23 protein-coding genes are annotated in these 24,813 nt (G+C 69.6%); 11 read left to right on the top strand and 12 right to left on the bottom strand.

Features of this window, described 5'->3' with window-relative positions; all coding sequences use genetic code 11:
- Positions 1 to 4: 4 nt before the first annotated feature.
- From ACO0LV_RS11175 to ACO0LV_RS11160, 4 genes are read right to left on the bottom strand one after another with little or no spacing between them, the layout of a single operon-like run.
- Positions 5 to 1,396, bottom strand: a complete 1,392-nt coding sequence (locus tag ACO0LV_RS11175) for an MDR family MFS transporter (RefSeq protein WP_424787975.1) — start codon at positions 1,394 to 1,396, stop codon at positions 5 to 7.
- A 26-nt stretch (positions 1,397 to 1,422) separates the two neighbouring features.
- A complete protein-coding gene (locus ACO0LV_RS11170; protein WP_424787974.1) occupies positions 1,423 to 2,229 on the bottom strand; it encodes a DNA-formamidopyrimidine glycosylase family protein in 807 nt (268 codons plus the stop codon).
- A complete protein-coding gene (locus ACO0LV_RS11165; RefSeq protein ID WP_424787973.1) occupies positions 2,216 to 7,069 on the bottom strand; it encodes a DEAD/DEAH box helicase in 4,854 nt (1,617 codons plus the stop codon). The genes ACO0LV_RS11170 and ACO0LV_RS11165 overlap by 14 nt, the downstream gene beginning before the upstream one ends.
- Positions 7,070 to 7,123: 54 nt before the next feature.
- Positions 7,124 to 7,669, bottom strand: a complete 546-nt coding sequence (locus tag ACO0LV_RS11160) for a YbaK/EbsC family protein (protein ID WP_424787972.1) — start codon at positions 7,667 to 7,669, stop codon at positions 7,124 to 7,126.
- A 24-nt stretch (positions 7,670 to 7,693) separates the two neighbouring features.
- Between ACO0LV_RS11160 and ACO0LV_RS11155 the strand changes: the two genes are divergently transcribed.
- From ACO0LV_RS11155 to ACO0LV_RS11120, 8 genes are all read left to right on the top strand, one after another.
- Positions 7,694 to 7,918: a DUF3046 domain-containing protein gene (locus ACO0LV_RS11155; protein WP_424787971.1), complete on the top strand. Its 225-nt coding sequence runs from the start codon at positions 7,694 to 7,696 to the stop codon at positions 7,916 to 7,918.
- A gap of 54 nt (positions 7,919 to 7,972) precedes the next feature.
- Positions 7,973 to 9,097 carry a hypothetical protein gene (locus tag ACO0LV_RS11150; protein WP_424787970.1) on the top strand — a complete coding sequence of 375 codons (1,125 nt, stop codon included), beginning with the start codon at positions 7,973 to 7,975 and terminating at the stop codon, positions 9,095 to 9,097.
- Between the two features lie 59 nt (positions 9,098 to 9,156).
- Positions 9,157 to 10,074, top strand: a complete 918-nt coding sequence (locus ACO0LV_RS11145) for an ABC transporter ATP-binding protein (RefSeq protein ID WP_424787969.1) — start codon at positions 9,157 to 9,159, stop codon at positions 10,072 to 10,074.
- Entirely contained in the window at positions 10,071 to 10,937 is an 867-nt protein-coding gene (locus ACO0LV_RS11140; protein ID WP_424787968.1) for an ABC transporter permease, read from the top strand. Before ACO0LV_RS11145 ends, ACO0LV_RS11140 begins: the two co-directional genes overlap by 4 nt.
- Positions 10,937 to 11,707 carry an ABC transporter permease gene (locus tag ACO0LV_RS11135; RefSeq protein WP_424787967.1) on the top strand — a complete coding sequence of 257 codons (771 nt, stop codon included), beginning with the start codon at positions 10,937 to 10,939 and terminating at the stop codon, positions 11,705 to 11,707. The genes ACO0LV_RS11140 and ACO0LV_RS11135 overlap by 1 nt, the downstream gene beginning before the upstream one ends.
- Positions 11,708 to 11,976: 269 nt before the next feature.
- Entirely contained in the window at positions 11,977 to 13,035 is a 1,059-nt protein-coding gene (gene recA, locus ACO0LV_RS11130; RefSeq protein ID WP_424787966.1) for a recombinase RecA, read from the top strand.
- Between the two features lie 7 nt (positions 13,036 to 13,042).
- On the top strand, positions 13,043 to 13,690 hold the full coding sequence (locus tag ACO0LV_RS11125; RefSeq protein ID WP_424787965.1) for a regulatory protein RecX: 648 nt from the start codon (positions 13,043 to 13,045) through the stop codon (positions 13,688 to 13,690).
- Between the two features lie 17 nt (positions 13,691 to 13,707).
- Positions 13,708 to 14,001 carry a GNAT family N-acetyltransferase gene (locus ACO0LV_RS11120; RefSeq protein ID WP_424787964.1) on the top strand — a complete coding sequence of 98 codons (294 nt, stop codon included), beginning with the start codon at positions 13,708 to 13,710 and terminating at the stop codon, positions 13,999 to 14,001.
- A gap of 14 nt (positions 14,002 to 14,015) precedes the next feature.
- On the opposite strand, the gene ACO0LV_RS11115 is transcribed toward ACO0LV_RS11120, so the two are convergent.
- From ACO0LV_RS11115 to ACO0LV_RS11100, 4 genes are all read right to left on the bottom strand, one after another.
- Complete coding sequence (locus ACO0LV_RS11115; RefSeq protein ID WP_424787963.1) at positions 14,016 to 14,906, bottom strand: amino acid ABC transporter permease; 891 nt, start codon at positions 14,904 to 14,906, stop codon at positions 14,016 to 14,018.
- On the bottom strand, positions 14,903 to 15,556 hold the full coding sequence (locus ACO0LV_RS11110) for an amino acid ABC transporter permease (protein WP_424787962.1): 654 nt from the start codon (positions 15,554 to 15,556) through the stop codon (positions 14,903 to 14,905). Before ACO0LV_RS11110 ends, ACO0LV_RS11115 begins: the two co-directional genes overlap by 4 nt.
- 83 nt (positions 15,557 to 15,639) lie before the next feature.
- Positions 15,640 to 16,497, bottom strand: coding sequence for a glutamate ABC transporter substrate-binding protein (locus tag ACO0LV_RS11105; RefSeq protein WP_424787961.1), 858 nt, complete (start codon positions 16,495 to 16,497; stop codon positions 15,640 to 15,642).
- 64 nt (positions 16,498 to 16,561) lie between these two features.
- Positions 16,562 to 17,314 (bottom strand): amino acid ABC transporter ATP-binding protein, encoded by a 753-nt coding sequence (locus tag ACO0LV_RS11100; RefSeq protein WP_424788018.1) that lies wholly within the window; start codon positions 17,312 to 17,314, stop codon positions 16,562 to 16,564.
- Between the two features lie 196 nt (positions 17,315 to 17,510).
- Between ACO0LV_RS11100 and miaB the strand changes: the two genes are divergently transcribed.
- Complete coding sequence (miaB, locus tag ACO0LV_RS11095) at positions 17,511 to 19,004, top strand: tRNA (N6-isopentenyl adenosine(37)-C2)-methylthiotransferase MiaB (RefSeq protein ID WP_424788017.1); 1,494 nt, start codon at positions 17,511 to 17,513, stop codon at positions 19,002 to 19,004.
- A gap of 39 nt (positions 19,005 to 19,043) precedes the next feature.
- On the opposite strand, the gene ACO0LV_RS11090 is transcribed toward miaB, so the two are convergent.
- From ACO0LV_RS11090 to ACO0LV_RS11080, 3 genes are read right to left on the bottom strand one after another with little or no spacing between them, the layout of a single operon-like run.
- Complete coding sequence (locus tag ACO0LV_RS11090; protein WP_424787960.1) at positions 19,044 to 19,829, bottom strand: SIR2 family NAD-dependent protein deacylase; 786 nt, start codon at positions 19,827 to 19,829, stop codon at positions 19,044 to 19,046.
- A gap of 10 nt (positions 19,830 to 19,839) precedes the next feature.
- Positions 19,840 to 20,313, bottom strand: a complete 474-nt coding sequence (locus ACO0LV_RS11085; protein ID WP_424787959.1) for a YbjN domain-containing protein — start codon at positions 20,311 to 20,313, stop codon at positions 19,840 to 19,842.
- Positions 20,310 to 20,858, bottom strand: a complete 549-nt coding sequence (locus ACO0LV_RS11080; RefSeq protein ID WP_424787958.1) for a YbjN domain-containing protein — start codon at positions 20,856 to 20,858, stop codon at positions 20,310 to 20,312. The genes ACO0LV_RS11085 and ACO0LV_RS11080 overlap by 4 nt, the downstream gene beginning before the upstream one ends.
- A 43-nt stretch (positions 20,859 to 20,901) precedes the next feature.
- Here ACO0LV_RS11080 and miaA point away from each other — a divergent pair, with 43 nt between their 5' ends.
- Both miaA and dapF read left to right on the top strand, forming a co-directional pair.
- Complete coding sequence (gene miaA, locus ACO0LV_RS11075; RefSeq protein WP_424787957.1) at positions 20,902 to 21,816, top strand: tRNA (adenosine(37)-N6)-dimethylallyltransferase MiaA; 915 nt, start codon at positions 20,902 to 20,904, stop codon at positions 21,814 to 21,816.
- Positions 21,817 to 21,826: 10 nt separating this feature from the next.
- Positions 21,827 to 22,756, top strand: a complete 930-nt coding sequence (gene dapF / locus ACO0LV_RS11070) for a diaminopimelate epimerase (RefSeq protein WP_424787956.1) — start codon at positions 21,827 to 21,829, stop codon at positions 22,754 to 22,756.
- A 6-nt stretch (positions 22,757 to 22,762) separates the two neighbouring features.
- On the opposite strand, the gene ACO0LV_RS11065 is transcribed toward dapF, so the two are convergent.
- Positions 22,763 to 24,637, bottom strand: a complete 1,875-nt coding sequence (locus ACO0LV_RS11065) for a DUF222 domain-containing protein (RefSeq protein WP_424787955.1) — start codon at positions 24,635 to 24,637, stop codon at positions 22,763 to 22,765.
- Positions 24,638 to 24,813: the final 176 nt, after the last annotated feature.

The raw sequence follows: 24,813 nt of genomic DNA, 5'->3' as shown, positions 1-24,813 counted from the left end.
GGGCTCAGCCCTCGTCCCGGACCGGTTCCCCGCCCACCGCATGGGTGGGAAACCGCCGGGGCGCGAGGAGCAGAGCCACCACGGCCAGCACGCCTACCACCAGTAGCGCCACGAACACCGCATGAGTCGCCGCATGCATCGCGACTTCGGCGGCTGCTCCCTCCCGGCGCCGCAGCACCGTGTTCGCGACCGCACCGAACCCGGCCGCGCCGATGCTCTGTCCCAGGAAACGGGCGTACAGCAACCCCCCGGTGACGGTTCCGCGCTGGTCCCAGCCGACCGTGTTCTGCAGGCCCACCATCAACGGGGTGGACAACAGACCCATCCCGACGCCCATCAGGGCGCTGCACGCCACCGGCTGCCACACTCCGGCGTCCGGGCCGAGCAGGCTCAACCCCACCCCGGCCAGCACCGTGACCAGGGCGCCGACCAGGGCGGTGTCCCGGAACCCGATTCGCAGGTAGGCCTTCGCGGACAGGCTTGAGGTGATCGGCCAGGTGATACTCATCGTGGCCAGCACGAACCCCGCGGCGATCGGTGACAGCCCGAGCACACTCTGCCCCCAGTTCGGCAGGTAGACCGATAGGCCGATCACCGCCATCCCCGCGGCCCCCGAGGCGATGTAGGCCGAGAGGGTGATGCGCTGCGCCCACAGGTGTGGTGGCAGGATCGGCTCGGCTGCACGACGTTCCACCAGCACCAGTGCGGCTGCGGCCACGACGGCCACGCTCACCATCACCACACTGGTGACCGACCACCACGGGAAGGTGGCACCGCCCTGAAGCAGCCAGAAGATGAGCAGCCCGGCCGAGATCAGGATCAGCGTTGCACCGGGGTAATCGATCCTGTGGCGCCGCCGCACGATGTCCTCGTGCAGGCCCCGCAGGATCAGCACCAGGGCGAAGATCCCGATCGGGATGTTCACCAGGAAGATCCATCGCCAGGACAGGTACTGTGCGAACAAGCCGCCCAGGGTCGGGGCGAGCACCGCCGAGATGCCCCACACGCTGGCCAGGTACCCCTGTACCCGGCCGCGTTCGCGCACGCTGTACAGATCCCCGGCTACGGTCTGCACGGTCCCCGCGATCGCCCCCGCGCCCAGTCCCTGCAGCGCGCGGAAGGCGATCAGCGCGACCATGTCCCAGGCTGCCGCGGACAGGGCCGAGGCCGCCAGGAATACCGACACCCCGAACACGAGCACCGGTCTGCGGCCGTGGACGTCGGTGAGTTTGCCGTAGATCGGGATCGTCACGGTCTGGGTGAGGAGGTACACCGAGAACACCCAGCCGACCTGATCGAACCCCCCGAGGTCACCGACCACCTGCGGTACGGCGGTGGCGATGATCGTGGTGTCCATCGCGACCATGGCCATCGTCAGGATCAGCGCGGACAGCACCGGTGTCCGTGGATCTCCCCGCAACCTCAATACCCGGCCCCCGCTCGCCTGCCTTCCTGACAACCCGGACAGTAGAACGCCGGCCGTGCCAACGGTGGCGCAGCAACCTCGGCAACGGCAATCATCTCACCACAGCGCCGGCAGGGCTTCCCGGCCCGGTCGTGCACGTGGGTGTGCAGCCCCGCTCCCAGGTGCCCGGTGGCGGTCAGTTCGGGTGCGTCGGCGCTGCGGCGCATGAGGAACGACGCCGTGGCGTACAGCGCGCGGGGATCTGGCACCCGGTCGGCGGGTAACCACGGGCTGAGCCGGTGTTCCCACAGTGTCTCGGCCATGTAGATGGTGCCCATCCCGGCCGCCACCCGTTGGTCCAGCAACGACTCACCGACCCCACGGGAGCCTTGGGCATGCAGATTCCGCGCGGCCCCATCCAGGTCCGGGTGCTTCGCCATCAGGTCCGGTCCCAGGTGCGCGATGAGCCGGCGCTCGTCACGAGCACGCACCAGGTCCATCATGCCCAGGTGTGAACCCACACAGGTCCATCGCGCAGTGGCGAGCACCGCACGGATCCAACGACCTCGGAGCGCTTCGGGCGGGGCGGCGGTGCGCCGCACCCGCCAGGTGCCATCCATGCGCAGGTGGGTGTGCAGGCTCCAGCCGTTCCCGGTGCGGATGAACAGGTGCTTGCCGTAGCCGAGGCATTCGCTCACCTGCTGACCCGTAAGGTCGGCATCGCCCAGGCCCGGCCAGCGTAGTTCGGCACGCACCAAGGGTCCCGTCGTCAGTGCCCGGGTGAGGTGGCGCGCCACTCGGGCCACGACGTCACCCTCGGGCACCCGAGCTCCCCGACAGTCCCGAGCCCGCGCGCAGCCGGAGCCCACGTGGGGTGGCGATGAAACCCGCCTCGGTCAGGGCCGCTACCAGCGGGCTCCGTTCGGTGAGGGCGTCGGCGCCGTCTGCGCGCTGCACCGTGAACCTGCCCAGCGCTCCGTCGCCGGCCCACCGGGCCAGTTCGGTCGCCGCGGCCTGCAGCGCCGCGGGAGCGGAGGTGAAGGAGAGCAGGCTCCTGGCTCCGCGTTCCAGGTACAGCACCAACCGGCCGTCCACCAGCACCACGCTGGCCCCCACCTTCCGGCCCGGCCGGTGTCCGGTAGCCGTGGTGGTGACCGTCTCCGGCCACGCCAGCGCACCGCCGTAGGGCTGCGCAGGATCGGTGGCAGCCAGCAGCACTGCCTGCCCACGATCACGCTCCACCTCGGCCGCATCGGCACGCAGCCGCTCCACGCACTCAGCCAGGGCGAACTGGGCAGCCCCCAGGCCCTCCACAAAGTACCCCCGACGCACCTGACCGCCCTGCTCCGCCTCGGCCAGCACCCGGTAGGCCGCGGAGAACCCGCCCGGCACCCGGGTCCCGACCGCGCCACGGGTCAGTACGCCGTCCCGATCCACCAGCGACAGCACTGCGGCGACGGCCCGCTCGGGCGTTGGAGCCCGTTCCGGTACCGCCGACCACCGTCCGATCGCGGAAGGAGGCGTGGGCACCGCGCCGCCGGTGTGCCGGCCGCCTGCCCCGAAGCCTGCTGCACGCAACGCCCCGGCCCGCAGCGACCGCGGCCGGGCGGGCCGCCGGCCGGCGACATGGGTGCCGGGCCGGGCGCCGCCCGCCGACATCCACACGCGCAGCGGCGCCAGGGAGTCATTCGTCACATGGCCGGCCCAGGCCAGGTCCCACAGGGCCCGTACCACCTCCTCGGTGCTGACCTGCGCGAGCTCCTGGTCGTCACCGTCCTCCTCCGGTGCGGGCGAGGCCGAACGCACACCGGCGACCAGATCCCGGAAGAACACTCCGCCCCCACCTGCCAGCGCCTCCAGGACGGCCCGATGCACCCGGCCGTGGGCGGCGTCGTCATCGGGCGGGGGCGCCAGTTCCGCAACAGCCTCGGCCGGCAGCAGGGCGAGCAGGCCATCGCTGCCCGGTCCGGCGCCGGCCCCCACCCAGACCACCTCCCCGGAGGCGGTGAGTTCATCGAGCATCGCCGGGCGGTAGTCGCTCACCCGGGCCGGCAGCACCAGGGACTCCCATGCCGAGGCGGCGATCGGGCTGCCGGCCAGTTGCTCCACCGTGCTGAGCACCCCCTCCACCCCGCGCAACCGTCCGATCTGGTGCCAGCGCGGGGAGAAGATTCCCAGCGCCGCGGCGGGCACCGGCTCTACCTCGGCGCGCAGCGCCGCCAGCGACCGGCGCCGGATCCTGCGCAGCACCTGGGCGTCGCAATAGTCCGGCCCGGCCATGGCCGCACTGGCCGCGGTATGGGCCTGCGCCGGACGCAGCGTTCCGGCAGCGAGCACCCCCTGGTCGGTCAGTGCGGTCAACGCGGGGGTGAGCGTGGCCACGCCCAGGCCGAACCGCTGCGCCACCTCGCCGGCGCGGAACGGACCGTGGGTGCGAGCGTGCCGGCGCACCAGATCCAGGAGAGCATCGGGGGCCGGTGCGGTGAAGTCCTCGGGCAGCCCTGGGGGAAGCGCCACACCCAACGCGTCGCGCACACGGCCGGCGTCCTCGGCGATCACCCACTGGTCCTGCCCGGCTACGCGCACCGGCAGCACCCGCCGGGCGGCGGCCAGGTCCGCCAGCCAGCCGGGTACGTCCTGCGGCGTGGCACTGCGCGCGGTGAGTTCGTGCTGCGGCACCGGCCCCAGTCGCCTGATCAGGTCCACCAGGGCCTCGAGGTCGCGGGCCCGGGTCGTCTCGGTGCGTAGACCCACCTCGGCCTCCACCGAACTCAGCGCGTCGAGGTCGAGCAGTTCGGCCACCTCGGCACCCTCGCCGAGCAGTTCCGTCAGCAGCCGGGCATCGAGGGTCAGCGCGGCGGCACGGCGCTCAGCCAGTGGCGCATCACCCTCGTACAGGAACTGCGCGATATACCCGAACACCAGGGACTGGGCGAAGGGGGAGGGCTGGGGGGTCTGCACCTCCACCAGGCGCACCTCCCGCCGATCCAGGGCGCGCATCAGGTCCGTCAGGGCGGTGACATCGAAGTCGTCCTGCAAGCACTCCCGCACCGCTTCCAGCACCACCGGGAAATCGGCGAACCGGCCCGCCACCGAGAGCAACTGGGCACTGCGCTGACGCTGCTGCCACAGCGGCTGGCGCCGGTCCGGGCGGCGGCGGGGCAGGAGCAGTGAGCGAGCCGCCGCCTCCCGGAACCGAGCGGCGAAGTGCGCCGAGGAGGTCAGGGCGCTGAGCACGTCGGCGTGCACATCCCCCGGCGCCAACACCAGCTCGCCTACGTCCAGCGGACCGCGTGCCTCATCCTCGGCCCAGGTGGTCTCGGGCAATCGCAGCACGATCCCGTCATCGGCGTGCATCACCTGGGCGTCCAGGCCGAACCGCTCCCGCAGCCGGGCGCTGAGCACCAACGCCCAGGGCGCGTGCACCGCCGCGCCGTAGGGGGAGTGGATCGCGATTCTCCAGTCACCCAACTCGTCGCGGAAGTGCTCGGCCACGAGCGTGCGGTCGGTCGGTAACGCCCCGGTGGACTGCTCCTGCTCACCGATGTAGGTCAGCAGGTTCTGCCGCGCCCAGTCGTCCAGGCCGGCCAGCCCCGCCCGGGCGTGGGCGCCGTCGGGGTCGGTGGCGAGGTGGCGGATCATCTCCCCGTGGGCTCGGCCCAGCTCGGCCGGGCGGGGCGGGGCGTCACCCTTCCAGAAGGGCAGTCGGCCCGGCAGGCCCGGGGCGGGGGAGACCAGGACCCGGTCGGGCGTGATGTCCTCGATGCGCCAGGTGCTCGAGCCGAGGGTGAAGGTGTCCCCGACGCGGGACTCGAACACCATCTCCTCGTCCAGCTCTCCCACCCGCTTGCCGCCGCGGCGCGGGTCCTGTTCCCCCACGAGGTAGACCCCGTACAGCCCACGATCGGGAATGGTGCCCCCGGAGGTCGCCGCCAGGCGGAGCGCGCCCGGGCGGGCGCTCAGGGTCCGACTGCGACGGTCCCACACCAGACGGGGCCGCAGTTCGGCGAAGTCCTCACTCGGATAGCGCCCGGAGAGCATGTCCAGCACCGCACGCCATACCCCGTCGGTGAGACCGGTGAAGGGAGTCGCGCGGCGTACCAACGCCACAAGTTCGGCCTCGTCCCAGTCCTGCACCGCGGTGGCGGCCACCACCTGCTGGGCGAGCACGTCCAGTGGGTTGGCCGGGATGTGCACCTGCTCGATCTGCCCGGACCCGGCCCGGGCGGCCGTGGTCACCGCAGCCAGTAGGTCACCGCGGTGGGTCGGCATGACCACCCCGCGGGAGACCTCCCCGACCTGGTGTCCGGCCCGACCGATGCGCTGCAACGCCGAGGCCACCGACGGCGGGGCCCCGACCTGGACCACCAAGTCGACCGCGCCCATGTCGATCCCCAGTTCCAGTGAACTCGTAGCAACCACCGCCGGAAGCGTCCCGGATTTCAGGGCGGACTCGATCCGGACGCGCTCCTCCCGACTCATCGAGCCGTGGTGAGCCGCGGCGATCACCGCCTCGGGCGGTACGTCGGTGCGGGAGCCGGACTGGCCGGGTGCCTGCGCCGGCTGATCGGCACCGGGGTCGGGATCGTCCAGGCCGAGCCGCCGGGCCTGGCACTCGTTGATCCGGGCTGCCAACCGCTCCGCGCCCCGGCGGGAGTTGGTGAACACGATCGTGGCCCGGTGGGCGTTGATCAGGTCTGTGATCCGCTCGGTCACGTGCGGCCAGATCGAGTTGGCCTGCCCTGCGCCCGGGCGGGTCAGTTCCGGGAGCCGCCCGGCCGCGGACCCGGACAGGTCCAGTTCCTCGTCCCCGCCGGTGGCCGGTGGGTCGGCGCTGCTGGCTGCCCCGCCGATGTCGGACAGGTCCGGCACCGGGACGGTCACGTCGATGTCCAGGACCTTCGCGATGCGCGGAGCCACCACCCGCACCTCGCGCCCACCCTCGGCGATCGGGCGTGCCCCGGCCAGGTACCGCGCGACCACCTCGGGCGGACGGACCGTGGCCGACAGTCCGATCCGCTGCACCGGGCGCTCGGTGAGCACATCGAGCCGCTCCAACGACAACGCGAGGTGCGCACCGCGCTTGTTGCCGGCCAGGGCGTGCACCTCATCGAGGATCACCTGCTGCACACCTCGCAGCCCCTCCCGCGCCGCGGAGGTGAGGATGAGGAACAACGACTCCGGAGTGGTGATCAGGATGTCGGTGGGCCTGGTGGCGAAGGCCCGACGCTGCGCCGCCGGAGTGTCCCCAGTGCGCACGCCCACCTGGACTTCGCGTACCGAGCGGCCGTGGGCCTGGGCGGCCTGGGTGATTCCCACCAGCGGTGAGCGCAGGTTTCGCTCCACGTCGGCGGCCAGTGCCTTGAGCGGGGACACATAGAGCACTTTGCACCGCAGGCCCGGGTCGGCCGGGTCCGGGCCGGTGAGCAACCCGTCCAGCGCGGCCAGGAACGCCGCAAGCGTCTTCCCCGACCCGGTCGGGGCGACGACGAGGGCGTGATCGCCGGAGGCGATCGCCTCCCACGCCTGGGACTGGGCGGCGGTCGGCGCGGCGAATGCGGAGGAGAACCACGCCGTCGTCGGCTCGCTGAACCCGGTCAGGGGCGCCGTGGTCTCCCGCGGGAGGGTGCCCGGGTCCGGTCCGCGCTCAGTGGATCCACTCACCGCCCTATTGTGACGGTAGGTACCGACACCCTGCCCGGAGACCCCGGCCGAGGCTCAGGCGATCGGCACGGCGAGGTCGGTGATCACCTGGGCCCCGGGCAACTGTTGCGCGAGCGGGCCGGGCATGCGCACTTTGGATCGGCGCACCCCCGAGCCGATCACGATCTGGTCCTGAGCCACCACCCGCTCATCGATCAGTAGCGGCCAGTCCTGCGGGAGTCCGATCGGAGTGATGCCGCCGTACTCCATCCCGGTGGCCTCCACCGCGGCGTCCATCGACATGAAGGAGCACTTGCGCGCCCCGAGCGTCTTGCGGATCGCGGTGTTGATGTCCGCCTTCGTGGTAGCCAGGACCAGGACGGCGGCCAGGGTCTCGGTGCCGGACCGCCGGGCACGCACCACCAGGCAGTTGGCGCTGGACTCCAGCGTGATGTCGGTCGCGGCGACCAGGGCGGATGTGTCGGCGATCGCAGGGTCGATCTCGGCCACCTGGACGGCCTCGGCGTCGCCATCGGGCCACTGCCGCAGTGCGGCGCTGACGCGGTCGGCGAGGAACTCGGGGTGGTCCAGGGCGGACAGCCAGTTCAGTGCGGTACTCATCCCGGGCGATATTACGCTGGGCGGGTGAAGCACTCGGAATTCTGGTCCGCCATGACCGACACCTTCGGCAGTTACGCCGCATCGCTGGCAAAGGACATGGTGCTGGGGCCACTCGGTGGGCGGACCGCGCAGGAGGCCCTGGACCAGGGCACGTCCCCGCGCGAGGTCTGGGCGGCGATCTGCGTGGTCAACGACCTGCCCGAGCACGTGCGTTGGCACCACCGCCAACCTCAGGCGCGCAAGCGGTAATCTCACGCGGCGAATCCGCACATCCGGCTTCCGGCGCTGTCCTAGGGTGAACCGGTGTCCACCGTGCTCCCGCCGAATCTTCCCGACGACATCGACCTGGCTCCCGGCACCGAACTGGGTGGCTCTGCTCGCTCCCGGGTGAGCCGGCACCGGGTGAACCAGGCACCGGCGCAGTGGGGGAGCAGCGTGGTCGTCAAGACCTTCCTGGCCCCGGAGGGTGGCTCCCCGGACGAAGCCGATGCCGGCGCGGGCGCCCACACCGAGGGCTTCCTGCGCGAACGCGCCGGGCTGCGCTACCTGCCGGGTACCCCGGCCCTGCTCGCCGAGGACGCCCCGAACACCACCTTGGTGATGGAGGACATCGGCGCGGCCCCCACCCTGGCGGACCTGCTCGTGGGTGACGACCCGGGTGCGGCCTGGGCCGCCTGCCTGCGCTGGGCCCGGGCGCTGGGCGGCCACGTGGTGGCCGATCCCGACGTGCTGGCGCAGTTCCGCGCCGACCTGGGCCCGGCCGAGGAGACCAACCGCCGCCTGATTGCCGCGCTGCCGGGCGCGGGGCTCGATGCGATGGCGGACTGGGGCGTGCGCCACGCCGAGGCGGCGCGGGCCGAGATCTCCGAGGCGCTCACAGCGCTGCTCGGCGACTCCACCCGCGAGGTGATCTCAGCCGGAGACACCTGCCCGGACAACGCGGTGCTGACCGAACCTGCGGTGCGCTTCCTGGATACCGAGGGCACCGCGGTACATCCGGTAGCCATCGACGCCGCCTACGCACTGCAGCCGTTCAGCAGTTGCTGGTGCGTGTTCACTCCGCCGTCGGGGTTGCGAGAGGCGATGCTGGCCGAGTTCACCGCGGGCGCGTCGGGGCAGCTTCCCCAGCTCGCGACCGACCCGCACTGGCCCGCTCAGGTGCGCGGCGCCGTCGTCATCTTCACCGTGGTCTCGGCCGCGTGGCTGCTTCCTTCGGCCCGGACCAAGGTGGCCAGCATCGGACCCGCCGGTGCGCTGGCGCCGAATCATCGCCAACTGCTGGTGAGCCGGTGGCGCCAGGTGATCGCCGAGGCCGCCGATGACTTCCCCGATACCGCCGCGGCGGCCGATGAGGCGATCACCAGGGCACTGCGGGAGTGGGGTGGGAACGGTGCGCTGGACCTGCCCGGATACCCGGCATGGCGATGACGCCCCAGGCAAGCAAGATAGGTTGCTAGCAGTGCCGACGATGTCCTACAGTGCCAGGCATGCCCCTCATCGAAGCCCGCAACCTGGTCAAGACCTTCGGTGACTTCACCGCCGTGGACGGCATCGACGTCACGGTGGAGGCAGGGGAGTCCTTCGGCTTCCTGGGACCGAACGGGGCGGGCAAGACCTCGGCGATGCGGATGATCGGTTGCACCTCGCCGGTGAGCGGCGGCACCCTACGCGTGCTCGGGATGGACCCGGCCGGCGACGGCCCGGACATCCGCGCCCAACTGGGCGTGGTCCCGCAGCAGGACTGGCTGGACACCGAACTCAAGGTCGCTGAGAACCTCCTCGTGTACGGTCGCTACTTCGGGCTGTCCCGCGCCGAAGCCGCCCGCCGGGCCGGCCCGCTGCTGGAGTTCGCCGATCTGACCCACAAGGCCGACGCCGTCGTCGAGAGCCTGTCCGGCGGGATGAAGCGGCGTCTGACCATCGCTCGCGCCCTGATCAACGAACCGCGCCTGCTGCTGCTGGATGAGCCCACCACCGGGTTGGACCCGCAGGCCCGGCACAACCTGTGGCAGCGCCTGTTCCAGCTCAAGCGCTCCGGGGTCACCCTGGTGCTGACCACTCACTACATGGACGAGGCCGAACAACTCTGCGACCGACTGGTGGTGATGGACGCCGGACGGATCGTGGCCGAGGGTTCACCGCGCTCCCTGATCGCCCAGCACGCCTCCCGGGAGGTGCTGGAACTGCGGTTCGCCGAACACGACGACGACGTCGTCGGCCAGGTGCGCGATCTCGCCGATCGCGTCGAGGTGCTCGCCGACCGGGTCCTGCTCTACGTCCGCGACGGCGACGCGGCCCTGGAGACGGTGACCGCACGCGGCATCCACCCGGCGGCCACGCTGGTGCGCCGGTCCAGCCTGGAGGACGTCTTCCTGCGGCTGACCGGGCGGAGCCTGATCGAATGACCAGCCCGGAAGACGGCCCCGGTGCCGGCGCGAGCCTCCCTGCCGATCCGAGGCGTCCGGTCTCCTCGTCCTCGTTCTCCGGCTGGCGGGCGGTGCTGACGTACTGGTTGATGCGCTACCGGCGGATCTGGCCCTCCACCGTGGTCTCCTCCTTCCTGGCCCCGCTGATGTACCTGGCCGGCCTGGGCTACGGGCTCGGGTCGCTGGTGGACGGCCCCGGCGGTGGCGCGATCAACGGCGTGGCCTACGTCGCGTTCGTGGCCACCGGGCTGGTCGCGGCCCAGACGATGATGACCGGCTCCGGGGAGGCCACCTACAACGTGCTGGCGCCGATCAAGTGGACTTACAACTACTACGCGATGCTGGCCACCCCGATCAGGGTGGTGGACCTGGTGCGCGGGCAACTGGTCTACATCCTGATCCGGATGACGATGGTGGCCGGGGTCTTCACCGCGGTGGCCACGGCGCTGGGGGCGATGAACGGGGTATGGGTGCCCGCCGTCGTCGTGGTGGCCGTGCTGACCGGGATGGGCTTCGCGGCTTGCACCTTCGCCTACTCCGCCGGGATCACCGACTCCGGGCAGGGCTTCAATATCCTGCAGCGCTTCGTCATCATGCCGATGTTCCTGTTCTCCGGGACGTTCTTCCCCCTGGAGCAGTTGCCCACCGGCCTGCAGGCGGTGGCATGGGTGTCGCCGCTGACCCACGCGGTGGCGCTGAACCGGGCGTTCGGGCTGGGGCCGGACTCCCCGCTGTGGTTGGAACCGTGGCGGTTCGCGGTGCATCTGGCGGTGCTGGTGGCGATGATCGCCGTCGGCTATGCCCTCGCGGTGCGCCGACTGACAAAGCGGATGGTGGTGTGATGATCGCGCTGCTGCTGCGGCCGTGGGCACTGGTCGAACGCAACGCGCGGGCGGCCGGCCGGGCGGTGTTCACCTATGTCTCCGGCTTCCTCGAGCCGGTGTTCTACCTGTTCGCCCTGGGGGTGGGCATCGGGACGCTGGTGGGCACCATCGACGTCGACGGGGAGGCGATGTCCTACGCGGTCTTCGTTGCCCCGGCGATGATGGCCACCTCCGCGATGAACGGGGCGGTGATGGACTCCACGTTCAACGTGTTCGGCAAGATCAAGGACGCCAAGCTCTATCACTCGGTGCTCACCACCCCGCTGAGCCCGCGCGATGTCGCGGTGGGGGAGATCGGTTGGGCGCTGTTGCGGGGGTTGGTGTACTCCGTGGCGTTCCTGTTGGTGGCCACGCTGTCGGGGTTCGTGCTGTCGGCCTGGGCGGTGCTGGCGATCCCGGTCGCCTCGCTGATCGGGCTGGCGTTCGGCTCGGTGGGCATGGCCGCCACCACCTACATGCGTTCATGGAATGACGCCGACTACGTGCAGCTGGCGATCCTGCCGCTGTTCCTGTTCTCCGCCACGTTCTTCCCGCTGAGTACCTATCCGCCGGCCCTGCAGTGGGTGGTCCAGGCGACCCCGCTGTACCACGGGGTAGAACTGATCCGGAGCCTGACCACCGGAGCAGTGCACGCCCGTATGTGGGCGCACGTGGCCTACCTGGCGGTGATGAGCGCGCTGGGTCTGTGGGCCGCGACCCGGCGGATCGAACGGCTGCTGCTGACCTGAGCGGGGCCCACGATCGTGCTCTGCGTCGTGGTCAATCCGCGCGTTCGGCGTGTCGGACTTACCTCGAACACGCGTTCGTCCTAGGCTGTCCACAGGACGCGGACGGTGCGGCCCTGGATCCACACGCTGGATCCGCGGCGCACCGGATGTCAGTGGTCGGACATAGCCTCGTTCCACGCCCCATCAAGCCACCCGGAGAGGGTGGTGGCGAACAGACCAGCCCTTGCACATCCGGCGGAGAGTCCGCCCAGAACCGAAGGTGACACACCATGGCTGTTTCCGCAGCAGATCGCACGAACGCAGATCGCACGAAGGCCCTTGACGCCGCTCTCGGCCAGATCGACCGCGCCTACGGCAAGGGCTCGGTGATGCGGCTGGGTGATGACACCCGTCCGCCGGTAGAGGTCATCCCGACCGGTTCGATCGCCCTGGACGTGGCCCTGGGCATTGGTGGCCTCCCGCGGGGCCGGGTCGTCGAGGTCTACGGTCCGGAGTCCTCCGGTAAGACCACCGTGGCGCTGCACGCGGTGGCCAACGCCCAGAAGAACGGGGGGATCGCCGCATTCATCGACGCCGAGCACGCCCTGGACCCCGAGTACGCCAAGAGTCTGGGGGTGGATACCGATGCGCTGCTGGTCTCCCAGCCGGACACCGGCGAGCAGGCCCTGGAGATCATGGACATGCTGATCCGCTCCGGCGCCCTGGACATCGTGGTGATCGACTCCGTCGCAGCCCTGGTCCCCAAGGCCGAGATCGAGGGCGAGATGGGCGACTCCCACGTGGGCCTGCAGGCCCGGCTGATGTCCCAGGCGCTGCGCAAGATCACCGGCGCGCTGTCCTCCTCGGGGACCACCGCCATCTTCATCAACCAGCTCCGCGAGAAGATCGGGGTGTTCTTCGGCTCACCGGAGACCACCACCGGCGGTAAGGCGCTGAAGTTCTACTCCTCGGTACGCATCGACGTGCGCCGGATCGAGACCCTCAAGGAGGGCACCGATTCGGTGGGTAACCGCACCCGTGCCAAGGTGGTGAAGAACAAGATGGCCCCGCCGTTCAAGCAGGCCGAGTTCGACATCCTCTACGGCATGGGCATCTCCCGCGAGGGCGGGTTGATCGACCTCGGCGTGGAGCACGGGATCGTGCGCAAGTCCGGTGCCTGGTACACCTACGAGGGTGACCAACTGGGTCAGGGCAAGGAGAACGTGCGCCGCTTCATGAAGGACAACCCCGAGTTGGCTGACGAGATCGAGACCAAGATCAAGACCAAACTCGGGGTGGGAATCAAACTCGAGGTGGTGCCGGAGTCCGCCGAGGCGGTCGACTTCTGAGTATCGGATGCCTTCCTCCGAGCGAGCCGACGCCGGTGACCTGATGCGCCGTACGCGTACCTCCCGTGGCCGGGTGAGTGAACCCCCGGCCACGGGCGCGGCGGCGGTTGATTCCGAACCGGAAGCGGAGTCGGTGGCGCGCGCGATCGCGTTGCGCCTGCTGACCCACTCCCCGCGTTCCCGTTCGCAACTGGCCGAGGCGATGGCCAAGAAGGACGTCCCCGAGGCGGTGGCCGCCAAGGTCCTGGACCGGTTCACCGAGGTGGGCCTGATCAACGACGCCGAGTACGCGCAGATGCTGGTGCGCAGCCGTCAGTCCGAGCGGGGGCTCGCCCGCAGGGCGCTGGCGCTCGAGCTGCGACGCAAGGGCATCGGCAGTGAGGATGCCGAGGCTGCGTTGAGTTCGATCGAGCCCGAGGACGAGGAGGCCGCGGCGCGGGCCCTGTTGCGCCGCAAGGCCCGGTCTTCCCAGGGCCTGGATCCGACTCGGCGCCGTCGGCGTCTGATGGGCATGCTCGCCCGCAAGGGCTACCCGGCGGGGTTGGCACACCGGCTGATCAGCGAACTGTTCCAGGATGAGCAGGCCGAGGACGGCGTCGACCAGGGCGACTCCGACCCGGCCGGCACCGCCGAGAGTTTCCTGGAGAGCCCGTGATCTGCCTAGGGTGAGTCATGGCTGATCCGCAGATCTCACATTCATCCGACCAGCAGCAGTTCGTGGCGACCGCCGGTGGTGAACACCTCGGGCGCCTGGAGTACGAGCGCCGGGCAGACGTGGTGGCCCTTCGCCACACCCTCGTGGAGCCGGCCGCGGAGGGCCGCGGCGTGGGTTCGGCCCTGGCGCGCACGGCGCTGGACTGGATCCGCGCCGAGGGGCGCCGGGTGGACCCGGTGTGCCCGTTCGTGGCCGCCTGGATCGAGCGTCATCCCGACTACGCCGACCTGGTGGTCTCCGAGGGCTCCTAGGAGGCGGCAGCCGGTCAGGCGTCCCTGGGATTGAGGGTGGCGGCGATCCCACCGGGCAGCGTGGCGCGCTGGCCACGCTCGCGGAGCCGCTTCTCCACGAAGGTGGCGATGCGGGTGAGGGAGAAGTTCAGCACCAGGTAGATCGCCAGCACCGCCACGAAGAACGGCAGGCGGGTTTCGTTGCCGAAGAAGTTCCAGTTGACCTGTCCGGTTCGCAGCAGTTCGGTGTAGCCCACGATGAAACCGATCGAGGTGTCCTTCAGCAACACCACCAGTTGCGCGATCAGGCTGGGCATCATGACCCGGACTGCCTGCGGCAGGGTGATGATGAAGAAGTTCTGGAACCAGCTCAGCCCGATGGCCATCCCGGCCTCGCCCTGACCCTTGGCGATCGAGGCCAGACCGGCCCGCAGGATCTCGGCGAGGATCGCGGCGTTATAGACGATCAGCCCGAATGCCACAGAGACGTAGGCGCTGAAGTTGAAGACGAACAGCCCGAAGAGCATCAGGACCAGCACCGGGAGTCCGCGGGAGACCTCGATGAGGACCTTGGCGGGGACGCTGACGGCCTTCTTGGTCGAGGTGCGTAGCACCACCAGGATCAGCGCGACGAGCCCGGCAATGGGCATGGCCAGCCCAGCCGCGGCCAGCGTCCCCTGGATCAGGCCGGTCATGATGAGTGAGTTCCACCACACATCTGCCGCGGTGCTGTTCAACCCCCGAACGTTCGGTGGATCGATCAGCACCATCCAGCGCTCATCGAAGACCCCGTTGCGGTACATCGCGAACAGGCCCGCACCGAGGACCGCGAAGATCGCCAGCCCGGCGACCACCGACCACCGCCGCTGCCGGCGCTTGGTCACCGGTCCGGGAATGTCGTAGAGAACTGAACTGACGTTGCTCATCGCGCGAAGGCCACCTTCCGCTCGATGTAGTTGGCGAGTAGCCCCGAGGGCACGGTCAGCGCTAGGTAGAACACGGCGATCCCCACGAAGATCCACAGGGCCGCCGGACCGGGGTTACCCAGCGCCAGGGTGCGGGCGGTGGAGGTCAGTTCCACCGTGGCGAATCCGGCCGCGATGGAGGTGTTCTTGATCATCGCGATGAGCACGTTGATGATCGGTGGCACCACGGTCCGCAGCGCCTGGGGGAGCACGACCAGATTCAACGACTGCCCGCCGGTCAGGCCGATCGCACGGGCTGCCTCGGCCTGTCCGACGCCCACACTGTTGATCCCGGAGCGCACCGCCTCGCACACGAACGCGGAGGTGTAGACCGAAAGCGCCACGATCGCCTGGGTACGTCCGATCGGGATCAGAATGTCCATCGTCAACAGCACGGCGGAGATGAACACGAAGATGAGCGTCAGCGGGGTGTTCCGCATGACCTCGACCCACGCCGTCGAGACCCAGCGCAAGGTGGACAGGGGGGAGACCCGCATCGCGGCAAGCAGGACTCCCACGACCAGTGAGATGATCCCCGCCGTTACCGACAGGTACAGCGTGGTGAGGAATCCGTTCCAGAACGCAGGCAGGTTGTCCAGGACAACATTCATGCCTTGTCCTCCCGATCCGACCCTTGACGGTCCGGAGCGCAAGCGCGCCCCGGACCGTCAAGGTGTGTCAACGTGGGCAGCGATCAGTACCTGTCGACGGCCGGGGGCTCCGGGAGCTCCAGCACCGTGCCGGCGGTGTTCTCCCACGCGGCCTCCCAGTTGCCGTTCTCATACGATTCCTCGATCACGTCGTTGATGAAATCGCGGAACTCGTCGTCGCCCTTGGCCAGGCCGATGCCGTAGGGCTCTTCGGTGAACAGGTCCCCGACGATCTTGAAGTCGTCCGGGCTCTCGTCCACGTAGCCGGCCAGGATCACGTTGTCGGTGGTCACGGCGTCCACCTGCCCGCTTCGCAGTGGGTCCAGGCAGTCGGTGTAGGCGCCGTAGGTGACCAGCTCGGCCTCCGGGTAGTTCTCGGCGATGTTCTGCGCCGGGGTCGACCCGTCCGCGGAGCAGACGCGCTTGCCGTCGAGGTCGTCGTCGCCGGAGATCTCGTCGTTGTCCATCGTCACCATCAGGGACTGACCGGCGATGTAGTACGGGCCGGCGAAGTCGACGACCTCCTTGCGGGTGTCGTTGATGGTGTAGGTGGCCACGACGATGTCCACCGATCCGTTCTCGATGAGGTTCTCACGCTGCGGGGTCTGTGCCTCCACGAACTCGGCTTCCACGCCCAGGGCGTCGGCGACGAGTTGGCCGATGGAGACGTCGAAGCCCACCGGTGTGCCGTCCGGGCCCTGCAGCCCGAACAAGGGCTGGTCGAACTTGGTGCCGATGGTGATGGAGCCTTGGTCGTGCAGCTGCTGCATCGTGCTGCCTTCGGGGAACTCCGTCGGGTCGACCGGCTCGCCCTCGGGAGCGCCGTCGTCCCCGTTGCAGGCGGTGAGCATCAGCAGCCCGGCTGCCGCCAGGGCGATCAATGTCTTACGGGTGTTCTTCATCGTGGGTTTCCTCCTGTGGGTCGCACATGTCTGTGAGTGGAATGGGTGTTCAGGTCGGCGGCGACTAGTGGGTGAGGATCTTGCTCAGGAAATCCTGGGCTCGATCGGTCTGCGGGTCGGCGAAGAAGGTGTCCGGATCGGCAACCTCCACGATCTGGCCCTCGGACATGAAGACGACGCGGTCGCCCGCCTTGTGCGCGAAGCCCATCTCGTGTGTCACGACCACCATCGTCATGCCCTCCTTCGCGAGGGAGACCATCACGTCGAGGACCTCGTTGACCATCTCCGGGTCCAGCGCTGAGGTGGGCTCATCGAACAGCATGACCTTGGGCCGCATCGCCAGGGCGCGGGCGATCGCCACACGCTGCTGCTGACCTCCGGAGAGTTGGGCCGGCATCTTGTCGGCCTGGTTGGCCACGCCGACCCGGTCGAGCAGATCCATCGCGACCTTGCGGGCCTCGGCGGTCTTCATCTTCTTGACCTTGATCGGCCCCAGCGTCACGTTCTCCAGCACCGTCTTGTGCGCGAACAGGTTGAAGGCCTGGAAGACCATGCCCACATCGGCGCGCAGCGCGGCCAGGGCCTTGCCCTCGGCGGGCAGTTCCTGGCCGTCCAGGGTGATCGAACCGGAATTGATCGGTTCCAACCGGTTGATGGTGCGGCACAGGGTGGACTTGCCCGAACCGGAGGGCCCGATCACCACCACGACCTCGCCGCGGTGCACGGTGAGGTCGATGTCCTTGAGCACGTGCAACTCACCGAAGTACTTCTGCACGTCGCTGAGCACCACGAGCGGTTCACCGGCGGCTGCGGTCATATCCGGGGCCGGCGCCGTCAGGGCAGGCGGTTCTGGAGTCGCTTCTGACATATCTGCAACCTAATGCCTCGTACCCATCCGGGGGTCGGTACGCAGATCACGAATTGGACTCGATCCCCGCCCACCAGGCTTCTCGCGCTCGGCCTGCAGCACCGTAGAATCGGGCCTTGTGAGTGTTGAAACCCCGCGCCGGTACATGGTGCGCACCCTGGGCTGCCAGATGAACGTGCACGACTCCGAGCGGATGTCGGGCATGTTGGAGCAGGCCGGCTACATCGATGCCGGCGGCCACAGCGGCTCGTTGCTGGAACAGGCCGCCCGGGCCGACGTCGTCGTCATCAATACCTGCGCGGTACGGGAGAACGCCGCAGACCGCCTGTACGGGAACCTCGGCCAGCTCGCCTCCCTGAAGAAGGACCGCCCCGACTTCCAGATCGCCGTCGGAGGCTGCCTGGCCCAGCAGGACCGGGCCGGCATCGTCGAGCGCGCTCCGTGGGTGGACGTGGTCTTCGGCACCCACAATCTCGACGTGCTGCCAGTGCTGCTGGAACGGGCCCGCCACAACGACGAGGCGCAGGTGGAGATCGAGGAGTCGCTGAAGGTCTTCCCCTCCACGCTGCCCACCCGCCGGGAGAGTGCCTACGCGGCGTGGGTGTCGATCTCGGTGGGCTGCAACAACACCTGCACCTTCTGCATCGTGCCGAGCCTGCGGGGCAAGGAACGGGACCGGCGCCCTGGCGAGGTGCTCGCCGAGGTCGCCGCCGTGGTGGATCAGGGTGCCATCGAGGTGACCCTGCTGGGCCAGAACGTCAACTCCTACGGCGTGGGTTTCGGGGACCGGGGTGCGTTCGCGAAACTGCTGCGCGCCTGCGGTCACATCGAGGGCCTGGAACGGGTCCGGTTCACCTCCCCGCACCCGGCGGCGTTCACCGATGACGTGATCGATGCCATGGCGGCCACCCCGAACGTGATGCCCTCGCTGCACATGCCGCTGCAGTCCGGGTCGGATGTGATCCTGCGCGCGATGCGCCGGTCCTACCGGTCGGAGAAGTTCCTCGGGATCCTGGACCGGGTGCGGGCGCAACTGCCCGATGCCGCGATCACCACTGACATCATCGTGGGCTTCCCCGGGGAGACCGAGGAGGACTTCCAGGCCACCTTGGACGTGGTGGAGGCCTCCCGCTTCTCCAGCGCCTTCACCTTCCAGTACTCCCCGCGTCCGGGAACCCCGGCCGCGGACATGCCCGATCAGGTGCCGGCCGATGTGGTCGCCGAGCGGTACGCGCGATTGGTGAACCTGCAGCAGCGCATCTCCACCGAGGAGAACGCCAAGCAGGTCCGGACCGACGTCGAAGTGCTCATCGCGGAGAGCGAGGGGCGCAAGGACGCCGCCACAAAGCGGCTCTCGGGGCGGGCGGCGGACAACCGGCTGGTGCACCTCGGTCTGCCGGAGGGAATGCCCGACGACGACGCACCTCGCCCGGGCGACATGGTCACCGCGCGGGTGACGTCCTCGGCGCCGCACCACCTGATCGCCGACTCCGGTGTCCGGGGTGGCACGTTCGAGGTCCGGCGCACCCGCTCCGGTGATGCGTGGGAGGCGGCGCAGCGGGCCAGGGCCGCGGGCACCGTCCCGACAGGCCCGGTCCCGGTGGGGCTGGGGATGCCCAAGGTGCGCTCGCAGGCCTGAGCCGGGGCGGGTACGCCGTGGTGCATCGGCACGGCTGCGTTAGGGCGACACGGCTGCGCCGAGCACTTCACCGGCACGGCCTCGCACCACCACGTCGGCGAACCGGTCCAGCGGGGTCGGCTCGTCGTTGATGATCACCAGGCGGCCGCCGGCCTCGAGGGTCTCCAGCGGGAGGCCCGCAGCCGGCTGCACCTGCAACGAGGATCCCGCGGCGATGAGCAGATCCGCGGACCGGGCCAGGGCCAGGGCCGCCTCGATCACGTCGGGGTCGAGCAGCTGGCCGAACGAGATCGTCGCGGATTTCACCATCCCGGCACAGTCGGGGCAGCGCGGGTCGGGATGGCCGGCGTCGACCTGCTCCATCGCCCATGCGTGCGGCGCCCGCCACCCGCAACCTTGCGGGCTGCCGGGAGCAGGATGGGTTCCGATGCACAGCACCTCCCGGGCGGTGCCGTGCAGTTCCAGGACGTTGACCGACCCCGCCTGCTGATGCAGGCCGTCGATGTTCTGCGTGATCACCCCGGCACAGCGGCCCTGATGTTCCAGGGCTGCCAGGGCGCGGTGGGCCGGGTTCGGTCGAGCATCGGCGTCGAAGAACTCCCGGCGCATCTGCCAGCTCTGCTCGCGCACCTGCGCATCGGTGATGAACCGGGCGAAGTCGAAGGTGGCCGGATCGTACGTGGTCCATACCCCACCGGCGGAGCGGAAGTCCGGGATGCCCGACTCGGTGGAGACACCGGCGCCGGTGAAGCCGACGATCCGGTCGGCGGAGTCGAGCAGTGTCCGCAAATCGGCCTGCGCCGCGGGTTCCGGACGGTGGCTCATCATGAGCCCGTCAGCCCAGTTCGGGCTCGGTGGTGCCGTTCTGGAGCGCCTCGAGCGCCGAGTCCAGGCCCTTGGCGGTGGCGCTGAGACCCAGCCGGATCGCGGTGGTGAGTTGCTGGTCGGTGGCACCGGCGGTGAAGTCGACTGTGTAGACGCTGCGCAGCGCCAGGTTGCCCTCGGCGTTGGTGGTCCACAGCAACGTGGGCCAGACCTTCTCGCGGTGCCAGTTGTTGGCATAGGTGGCCAGGGCCGACTCGGCGTCCTTGGGCAGGGTGGTCGAGGCCAGTCCCAGGACCCGCAGCACGGTGGCCTTGCCCGCGGCCACCGAGATCTCCACGAGGTTGTCACCGAGCCGGGCGCGCAGGATCTGGTTCTCGGCCGGGGTCACGGTCACGCCGGCCGACTCGACCATTCGATGAAGACGGTCGACGGTTACCGGCGCGGGCCAGTCGCCGACGCCGGGTAGGTCAGTGGGGTCGATCATGCGGCACCTGTGGTCATCAAGGGGTCGGGGAACTGCTTATCCAACTGGGCGAAGAGGGACAGGCCGGCGCCGATACCCAGACGTATTGCCCGGGTGAGTTGCTGCTCGGACATCCCCGCCGAGATCGGCGTGGCCAGGTCGGCGGTGAACCGCATGGAGCCGTCGTCCATGACCTGGAGCAAGCACTTGGGCCAGGGGTTGCGGGTGTGGAAGTGGTTGATCAGCGCCATGAACTCCGCGCGGCGCTCGATGGTGATGGTGCGGCTCCATTGGCCCCGGATCTGCAGCACGTGCCGGGTCACGGTGAAAGTGAACAGGGAGCCGTTCCAGATCCCGGCCGGCTGGCCGTCGGGGCGGAGGAGGTGGTTGTGCCCCTTCTCCTTCAGCCAGGTCCGGATGCGCTCCGGGGTGACCGGATGGACCTCGGCGGCGGCGATGTCTTCCTCCGACAGTTCGAAGTCGGCCGCGTTGACGGGTTCCTCGGCGGGCGCCTGGTCTTCCTCGGAGGATCGGCCCTCGTCGGGGCCGTTGTCGGGGTTGCTCATCACCAATCAGCATAAGCCCGGGGGCGAGCGGTAGGTTGCCAGGGTGTCTGCGTCAGTGATCGCCATCGTGGGGCCCACCGCGACTGGAAAGTCTGATCTCGCCCTGGACCTGGCCGAGCATCTGGGGGCTGAGATCGTCAACGCCGACGCGATGCAGTTCTACCGGGGCATGGATATCGGCACGGCGAAGGTGCCCGTCGCGGAGCGTAGGGGGATTCCGCATCACCAGTTGGATGTGCTCGAGGTGCACCAGGAAGCCTCGGTGGCTGCGTACCAGAAGTACGGCCGAGCGGACCTGGCCGCCATCGCCGCCCGGGGGCGCCGCGCCGTCGTCGTCGGGGGTTCGGGGCTGTACGTGCGGGCGTTGCTGGACGAGATGAGTTTCCCCGGCACCGACCCGCGGGTGCGTGCCGAACTGGAGGCCCGGGCCGAGGCCGAGGGCCCCGGCGTGCTGCACGCCGAGTTGGGCCGGGTGGATCCGGTGGCGGCCGAGCGGATCGATTCGCGCAACGCGCGCCGGATCGTGCGGGCGCTGGAGGTGATCCGCCTGACCGGGAAGCCGTTCAGTGCCAATCTGCCCGAGCACCGGTATGCGATCCCGGCGGTGCAGATCGGGTTGGAGATGCCAGCGGCCCGGCTCGACCAGCGGATCGATGCGCGGGCGGTGTCGATGTTCGAGGCGGGTCTGATCGAGGAGACCCGCGCACTGGTCGCCAACGGGCTGGAGCGTGGGCGAACCGCCAACCGCGCGGTGGGTTACGCCCAGGCCCTGGCCGTGCTGCGCGGGGAGTGCGATGTGGCACAGGCTGTGGCCGACACTGGCCTGGCCACGCGGCAGTTGGCCCGCCGGCAGATCAAGTGGTTCCGGCGTGACCCGCGCGTGCACTGGCTCCGGGCCGGCGCCGGGGTGCTGCACCGGGCGTTGGGTCATCTCGAGACCCGTTCCGATGCACAGTAGGCTCCGGCGTATGGGTCCAGAACCACATCCGGTCTTCACCAAAGGTCATGGCACCGGCAACGACTTCCTCCTCTTCGCCGACCCGGATGACCAGCACACGCTGAGCGCCGAGTACGTCGTGGACCTGACGGACCGGCACACCGGGATCGGCGCGGACGGCGTGATCCGTGCGGTCTTGGTCAGTTCGGCCGGCGGGGCGCTCGCCGATGTGCCGGTCCGTGACGCCGAGTGGTTCATGGACTACCGCAATGCCGACGGCTCGGTGGCGGAGGTGTGCGGCAACGGCGTCCGGGTGTTCGTGGCGTACCTCATCGATGAGGGCCTGCTCGAATTTCCCGACGGTGCAGCCGTTCCGATCGCGACCCGTGCGGGGGAGTTGATTGTGCGCCGGGAGGGGGAGGAGTTCGCGGTCGACATGGGGACGTGGTCGGCGCCGGGCGGTTCTGAGGCGCTACGAGCCGGGTCGGATGTGCAGGTGGAGGTCGCGGGACTCCGCGCTCCGCGGCCGGGGTTGCGGCTGTCCGTACCGAATCCGCATACCGTGATTGCTCTGACCGATCCGGAGGAGTTGGAACTGGCGGACCTGAGTAAGGTGCCGGTGGTCGATCCGGAACCGGCTGAGGGCACGAACGTTGAACTCGTGGTGCCGTTGGGCGAGCAGGATCTGGACATCGTCGACGAGGCCGGAAACGTGGTGGGGGCGGAGTCGGTCGGGGTGGTCAAGATGCGAGTACACGAACGCGGGGTGGGGGAGACCCGGTCGTGCGGGACCGGCGCTTGCGCCGCAGCGCTCGCGGTCCGGACCTGGTTCGGGGAGGGGGCCCCGAACGTCTGGTACGTTTTGGTTCCTGGCGGGCGGTTGCGCGTGAGCGTGCTCGAGGACGGGCACGTGGAACTGGCCGGGCCGGCTGAACTGGTGGCGCAGGTTCACCCGTTCTGAGCCACTTCAGAAGGGTGGTGGGTCGTCCCGGCTGGGATAGGCGTGGGGTGGCCCAACTGACTCGGAGGACGACGGTGTCCTGACGGGACCGTTGCGCGTGCTCGGCCCATCGCCGTTGGCTCGCCCGGCACCGTTCGTCTCGTGCTGCCCCGGGGGTGGGAGCAGGTGAGTGCCGTCGTGGTCGGTGCGGTAGCGGTGCCCGGTAGGGGTGGTCCATTCGTGCACACCCGGGGTGGGGCTGTGATGGGTGAATCCGGCGTGGGTTTTCAACCGGTGGTGGTGGCGGCACAGGGGGTGCAGGTTCCACTCGGCGGTGGGGCCGTGAGGGAACGGCACGCCGTGGTCGAGGTCGGCGTGCCGGGCTTGGACGTTGCAACCCGGGGCCACGCAGAAGGGCTGGTTGGTGATGACTTGTTCGCGCAGCCACGGTGGTGGTTCGTAACGTTTCGCGGTCACGTCCAGGGCCCGGTTGGTCAGGGGGTCGGTGACGAGGCGCTTCCAGGTGCCCCCGGCGGCGAAGGCGCGGGCCACTTCGGCCGGCACGGGTCCGTATCCTTCGAGGTCACCGGCGTCGTTGCTGGTGCCCATCAAGGTGGATAGGGGCACGGTGATGCGGATCTGGGCCCGGGCTCCACCCACGGTGCCCAGAGTGAACGGCGTCAGCACCTCACCAGGGCTCAGCGGACTGCCATCATGGCGGCCCCGCCCCCTGGCCGGTGCCACCTCGGAGGTGCTGAACACCGGTGGGCAGGTGCACCCGTCACCAGCGCTCGCGCTGTCGTCACCGGACTGGGCGTGCCCGGGCGTGGTGGCGCTGGGGCAGGGGCCGATGCGTCCGGTGGCCAGGGCCGTGTGGGCCATGGTGGTCAGGGCATCGGTACGCAGTTGGTCGAGGGTGCGCTCATCGCCGTCGTTCTTGGCTGTCCGCGCGCCCGCTTCCAGGGCGGTGTGCAACGCCATGGCATCGGTGGCCGGCCAGTAAATGCTGGTTGTGGCCATCCCATCGGGACGCACCCGCGGTGCACCCACTCGCCGCTCGGCCCGCGCCCGGGCGTGACGGGCGGAGAGATCCTCCGGATCCACCTCAGCCACCGCCGTGGCCACGTCCCGCTCCACCCGGGGCAAAGTGTTCAAACCTGCACCGGGTAACACCTGGTCGTGGACCTGCATCGCCACCTCTTCGGGCAGGTATTTGGTGGCCTGGACCAGCAGGTCCGCCTTGTCCGCATCGATGTCCCCCTCGCGCAGCGCCTGACCGACACCGATCCCGGTACCGGCGCGCATGGCCGCCCCGACGGTCACCAACTTGATCGCGCCCTGACGAGTCAACCCCACCCGGGCCCCCAACTGTGCTGCCGCGACCGACACCCGTGAGGGCGCCTCGGCCCGGCCCTTACCCAGGGCCAGCACCGGACGCAAGGACAACTCATGGGCCAGGATCCGCTGGTGATACGCGGCCAGGGCTTCCACCCGTCGCCACGCCGCCACGGCCTCGATCAACGTGTAAGCGTCCATCCCACTGGCATCCAGGCGCTCCAAGTCGTACACAGCCTGCCAATCCCCACGCCGGCGGGCATGAGCCCCCACATCGGCCAGGTACCCATCAGTGCGCGGGGCCACCCCCACCGGCAACCGTTCACCCCACGCCGGCAAGGGGAACACCCCCGTTGGATCCGGGTCTGCACACACCTGGGTGAAAACACCGGCAGCGATCAGATTGGCATCGACCAGTTCGTCCTCATCCAAGTCCGGAGCCTGCTCGTCGAACTCGCTCTCAGCAGCGGGGAAATGTGGATCCTGTGACCATTCCTGCAGCACATGCGCGGGTGGGTCGTTGAACGCTGCGACCACCTCATCGGGCGCATCGGATCCAGGTGCCACCACCTCACGCCAACCCCGGGCTTCCAGTTCCGGCCCGGACGAGACTTCATCATCAGCCGGTTGAGGGATCTTCCACAGCGGCAACCGCCCACCCGGCCCCAACCCCCGCGAACCTCCACACTCGCACCTCGACCCCGACCCCGACGCGGATCCGGGCGTGGGCGCGGGCGCTGGCC

Origin of the sequence: Pseudactinotalea sp. Z1739 (genome assembly GCF_049725055.1) — a bacterium.
Classification (GTDB): domain Bacteria; phylum Actinomycetota; class Actinomycetes; order Actinomycetales; family Beutenbergiaceae; genus CALKWS01.
This window is presented reverse-complemented; position numbering and strand designations above follow the sequence as displayed.

Bases quoted from the DNA above. Each gene is read 5' to 3' on its own strand.
- ACO0LV_RS11090 (WP_424787960.1), bottom strand. From the start codon at position 19,829: ATGAGCCACCGTCCGGAACCCGCGGCGCAGGCCGATTTGCGGACACTG.
- ACO0LV_RS11145 (WP_424787969.1), top strand. From the start codon at position 9,157: ATGCCCCTCATCGAAGCCCGCAACCTGGTCAAGACCTTCGGTGACTTC.
- dapF (WP_424787956.1), top strand. From the start codon at position 21,827: ATGGGTCCAGAACCACATCCGGTCTTCACCAAAGGTCATGGCACCGGC.
- ACO0LV_RS11160 (WP_424787972.1), bottom strand. From the start codon at position 7,669: ATGAGTACCGCACTGAACTGGCTGTCCGCCCTGGACCACCCCGAGTTC.
- ACO0LV_RS11105 (WP_424787961.1), bottom strand. From the start codon at position 16,497: ATGAAGAACACCCGTAAGACATTGATCGCCCTGGCGGCAGCCGGGCTG.
- ACO0LV_RS11135 (WP_424787967.1), top strand. From the start codon at position 10,937: ATGATCGCGCTGCTGCTGCGGCCGTGGGCACTGGTCGAACGCAACGCG.
- ACO0LV_RS11125 (WP_424787965.1), top strand. From the start codon at position 13,043: ATGCCTTCCTCCGAGCGAGCCGACGCCGGTGACCTGATGCGCCGTACG.
- ACO0LV_RS11100 (WP_424788018.1), bottom strand. From the start codon at position 17,314: ATGACCGCAGCCGCCGGTGAACCGCTCGTGGTGCTCAGCGACGTGCAG.
- ACO0LV_RS11115 (WP_424787963.1), bottom strand. From the start codon at position 14,906: ATGAGCAACGTCAGTTCAGTTCTCTACGACATTCCCGGACCGGTGACC.
- recA (WP_424787966.1), top strand. From the start codon at position 11,977: ATGGCTGTTTCCGCAGCAGATCGCACGAACGCAGATCGCACGAAGGCC.
- ACO0LV_RS11120 (WP_424787964.1), top strand. From the start codon at position 13,708: ATGGCTGATCCGCAGATCTCACATTCATCCGACCAGCAGCAGTTCGTG.
- ACO0LV_RS11080 (WP_424787958.1), bottom strand. From the start codon at position 20,858: ATGAGCAACCCCGACAACGGCCCCGACGAGGGCCGATCCTCCGAGGAA.
- ACO0LV_RS11140 (WP_424787968.1), top strand. From the start codon at position 10,071: ATGACCAGCCCGGAAGACGGCCCCGGTGCCGGCGCGAGCCTCCCTGCC.
- ACO0LV_RS11110 (WP_424787962.1), bottom strand. From the start codon at position 15,556: ATGAATGTTGTCCTGGACAACCTGCCTGCGTTCTGGAACGGATTCCTC.
- ACO0LV_RS11085 (WP_424787959.1), bottom strand. From the start codon at position 20,313: ATGATCGACCCCACTGACCTACCCGGCGTCGGCGACTGGCCCGCGCCG.
- miaB (WP_424788017.1), top strand. From the start codon at position 17,511: ATGGTGCGCACCCTGGGCTGCCAGATGAACGTGCACGACTCCGAGCGG.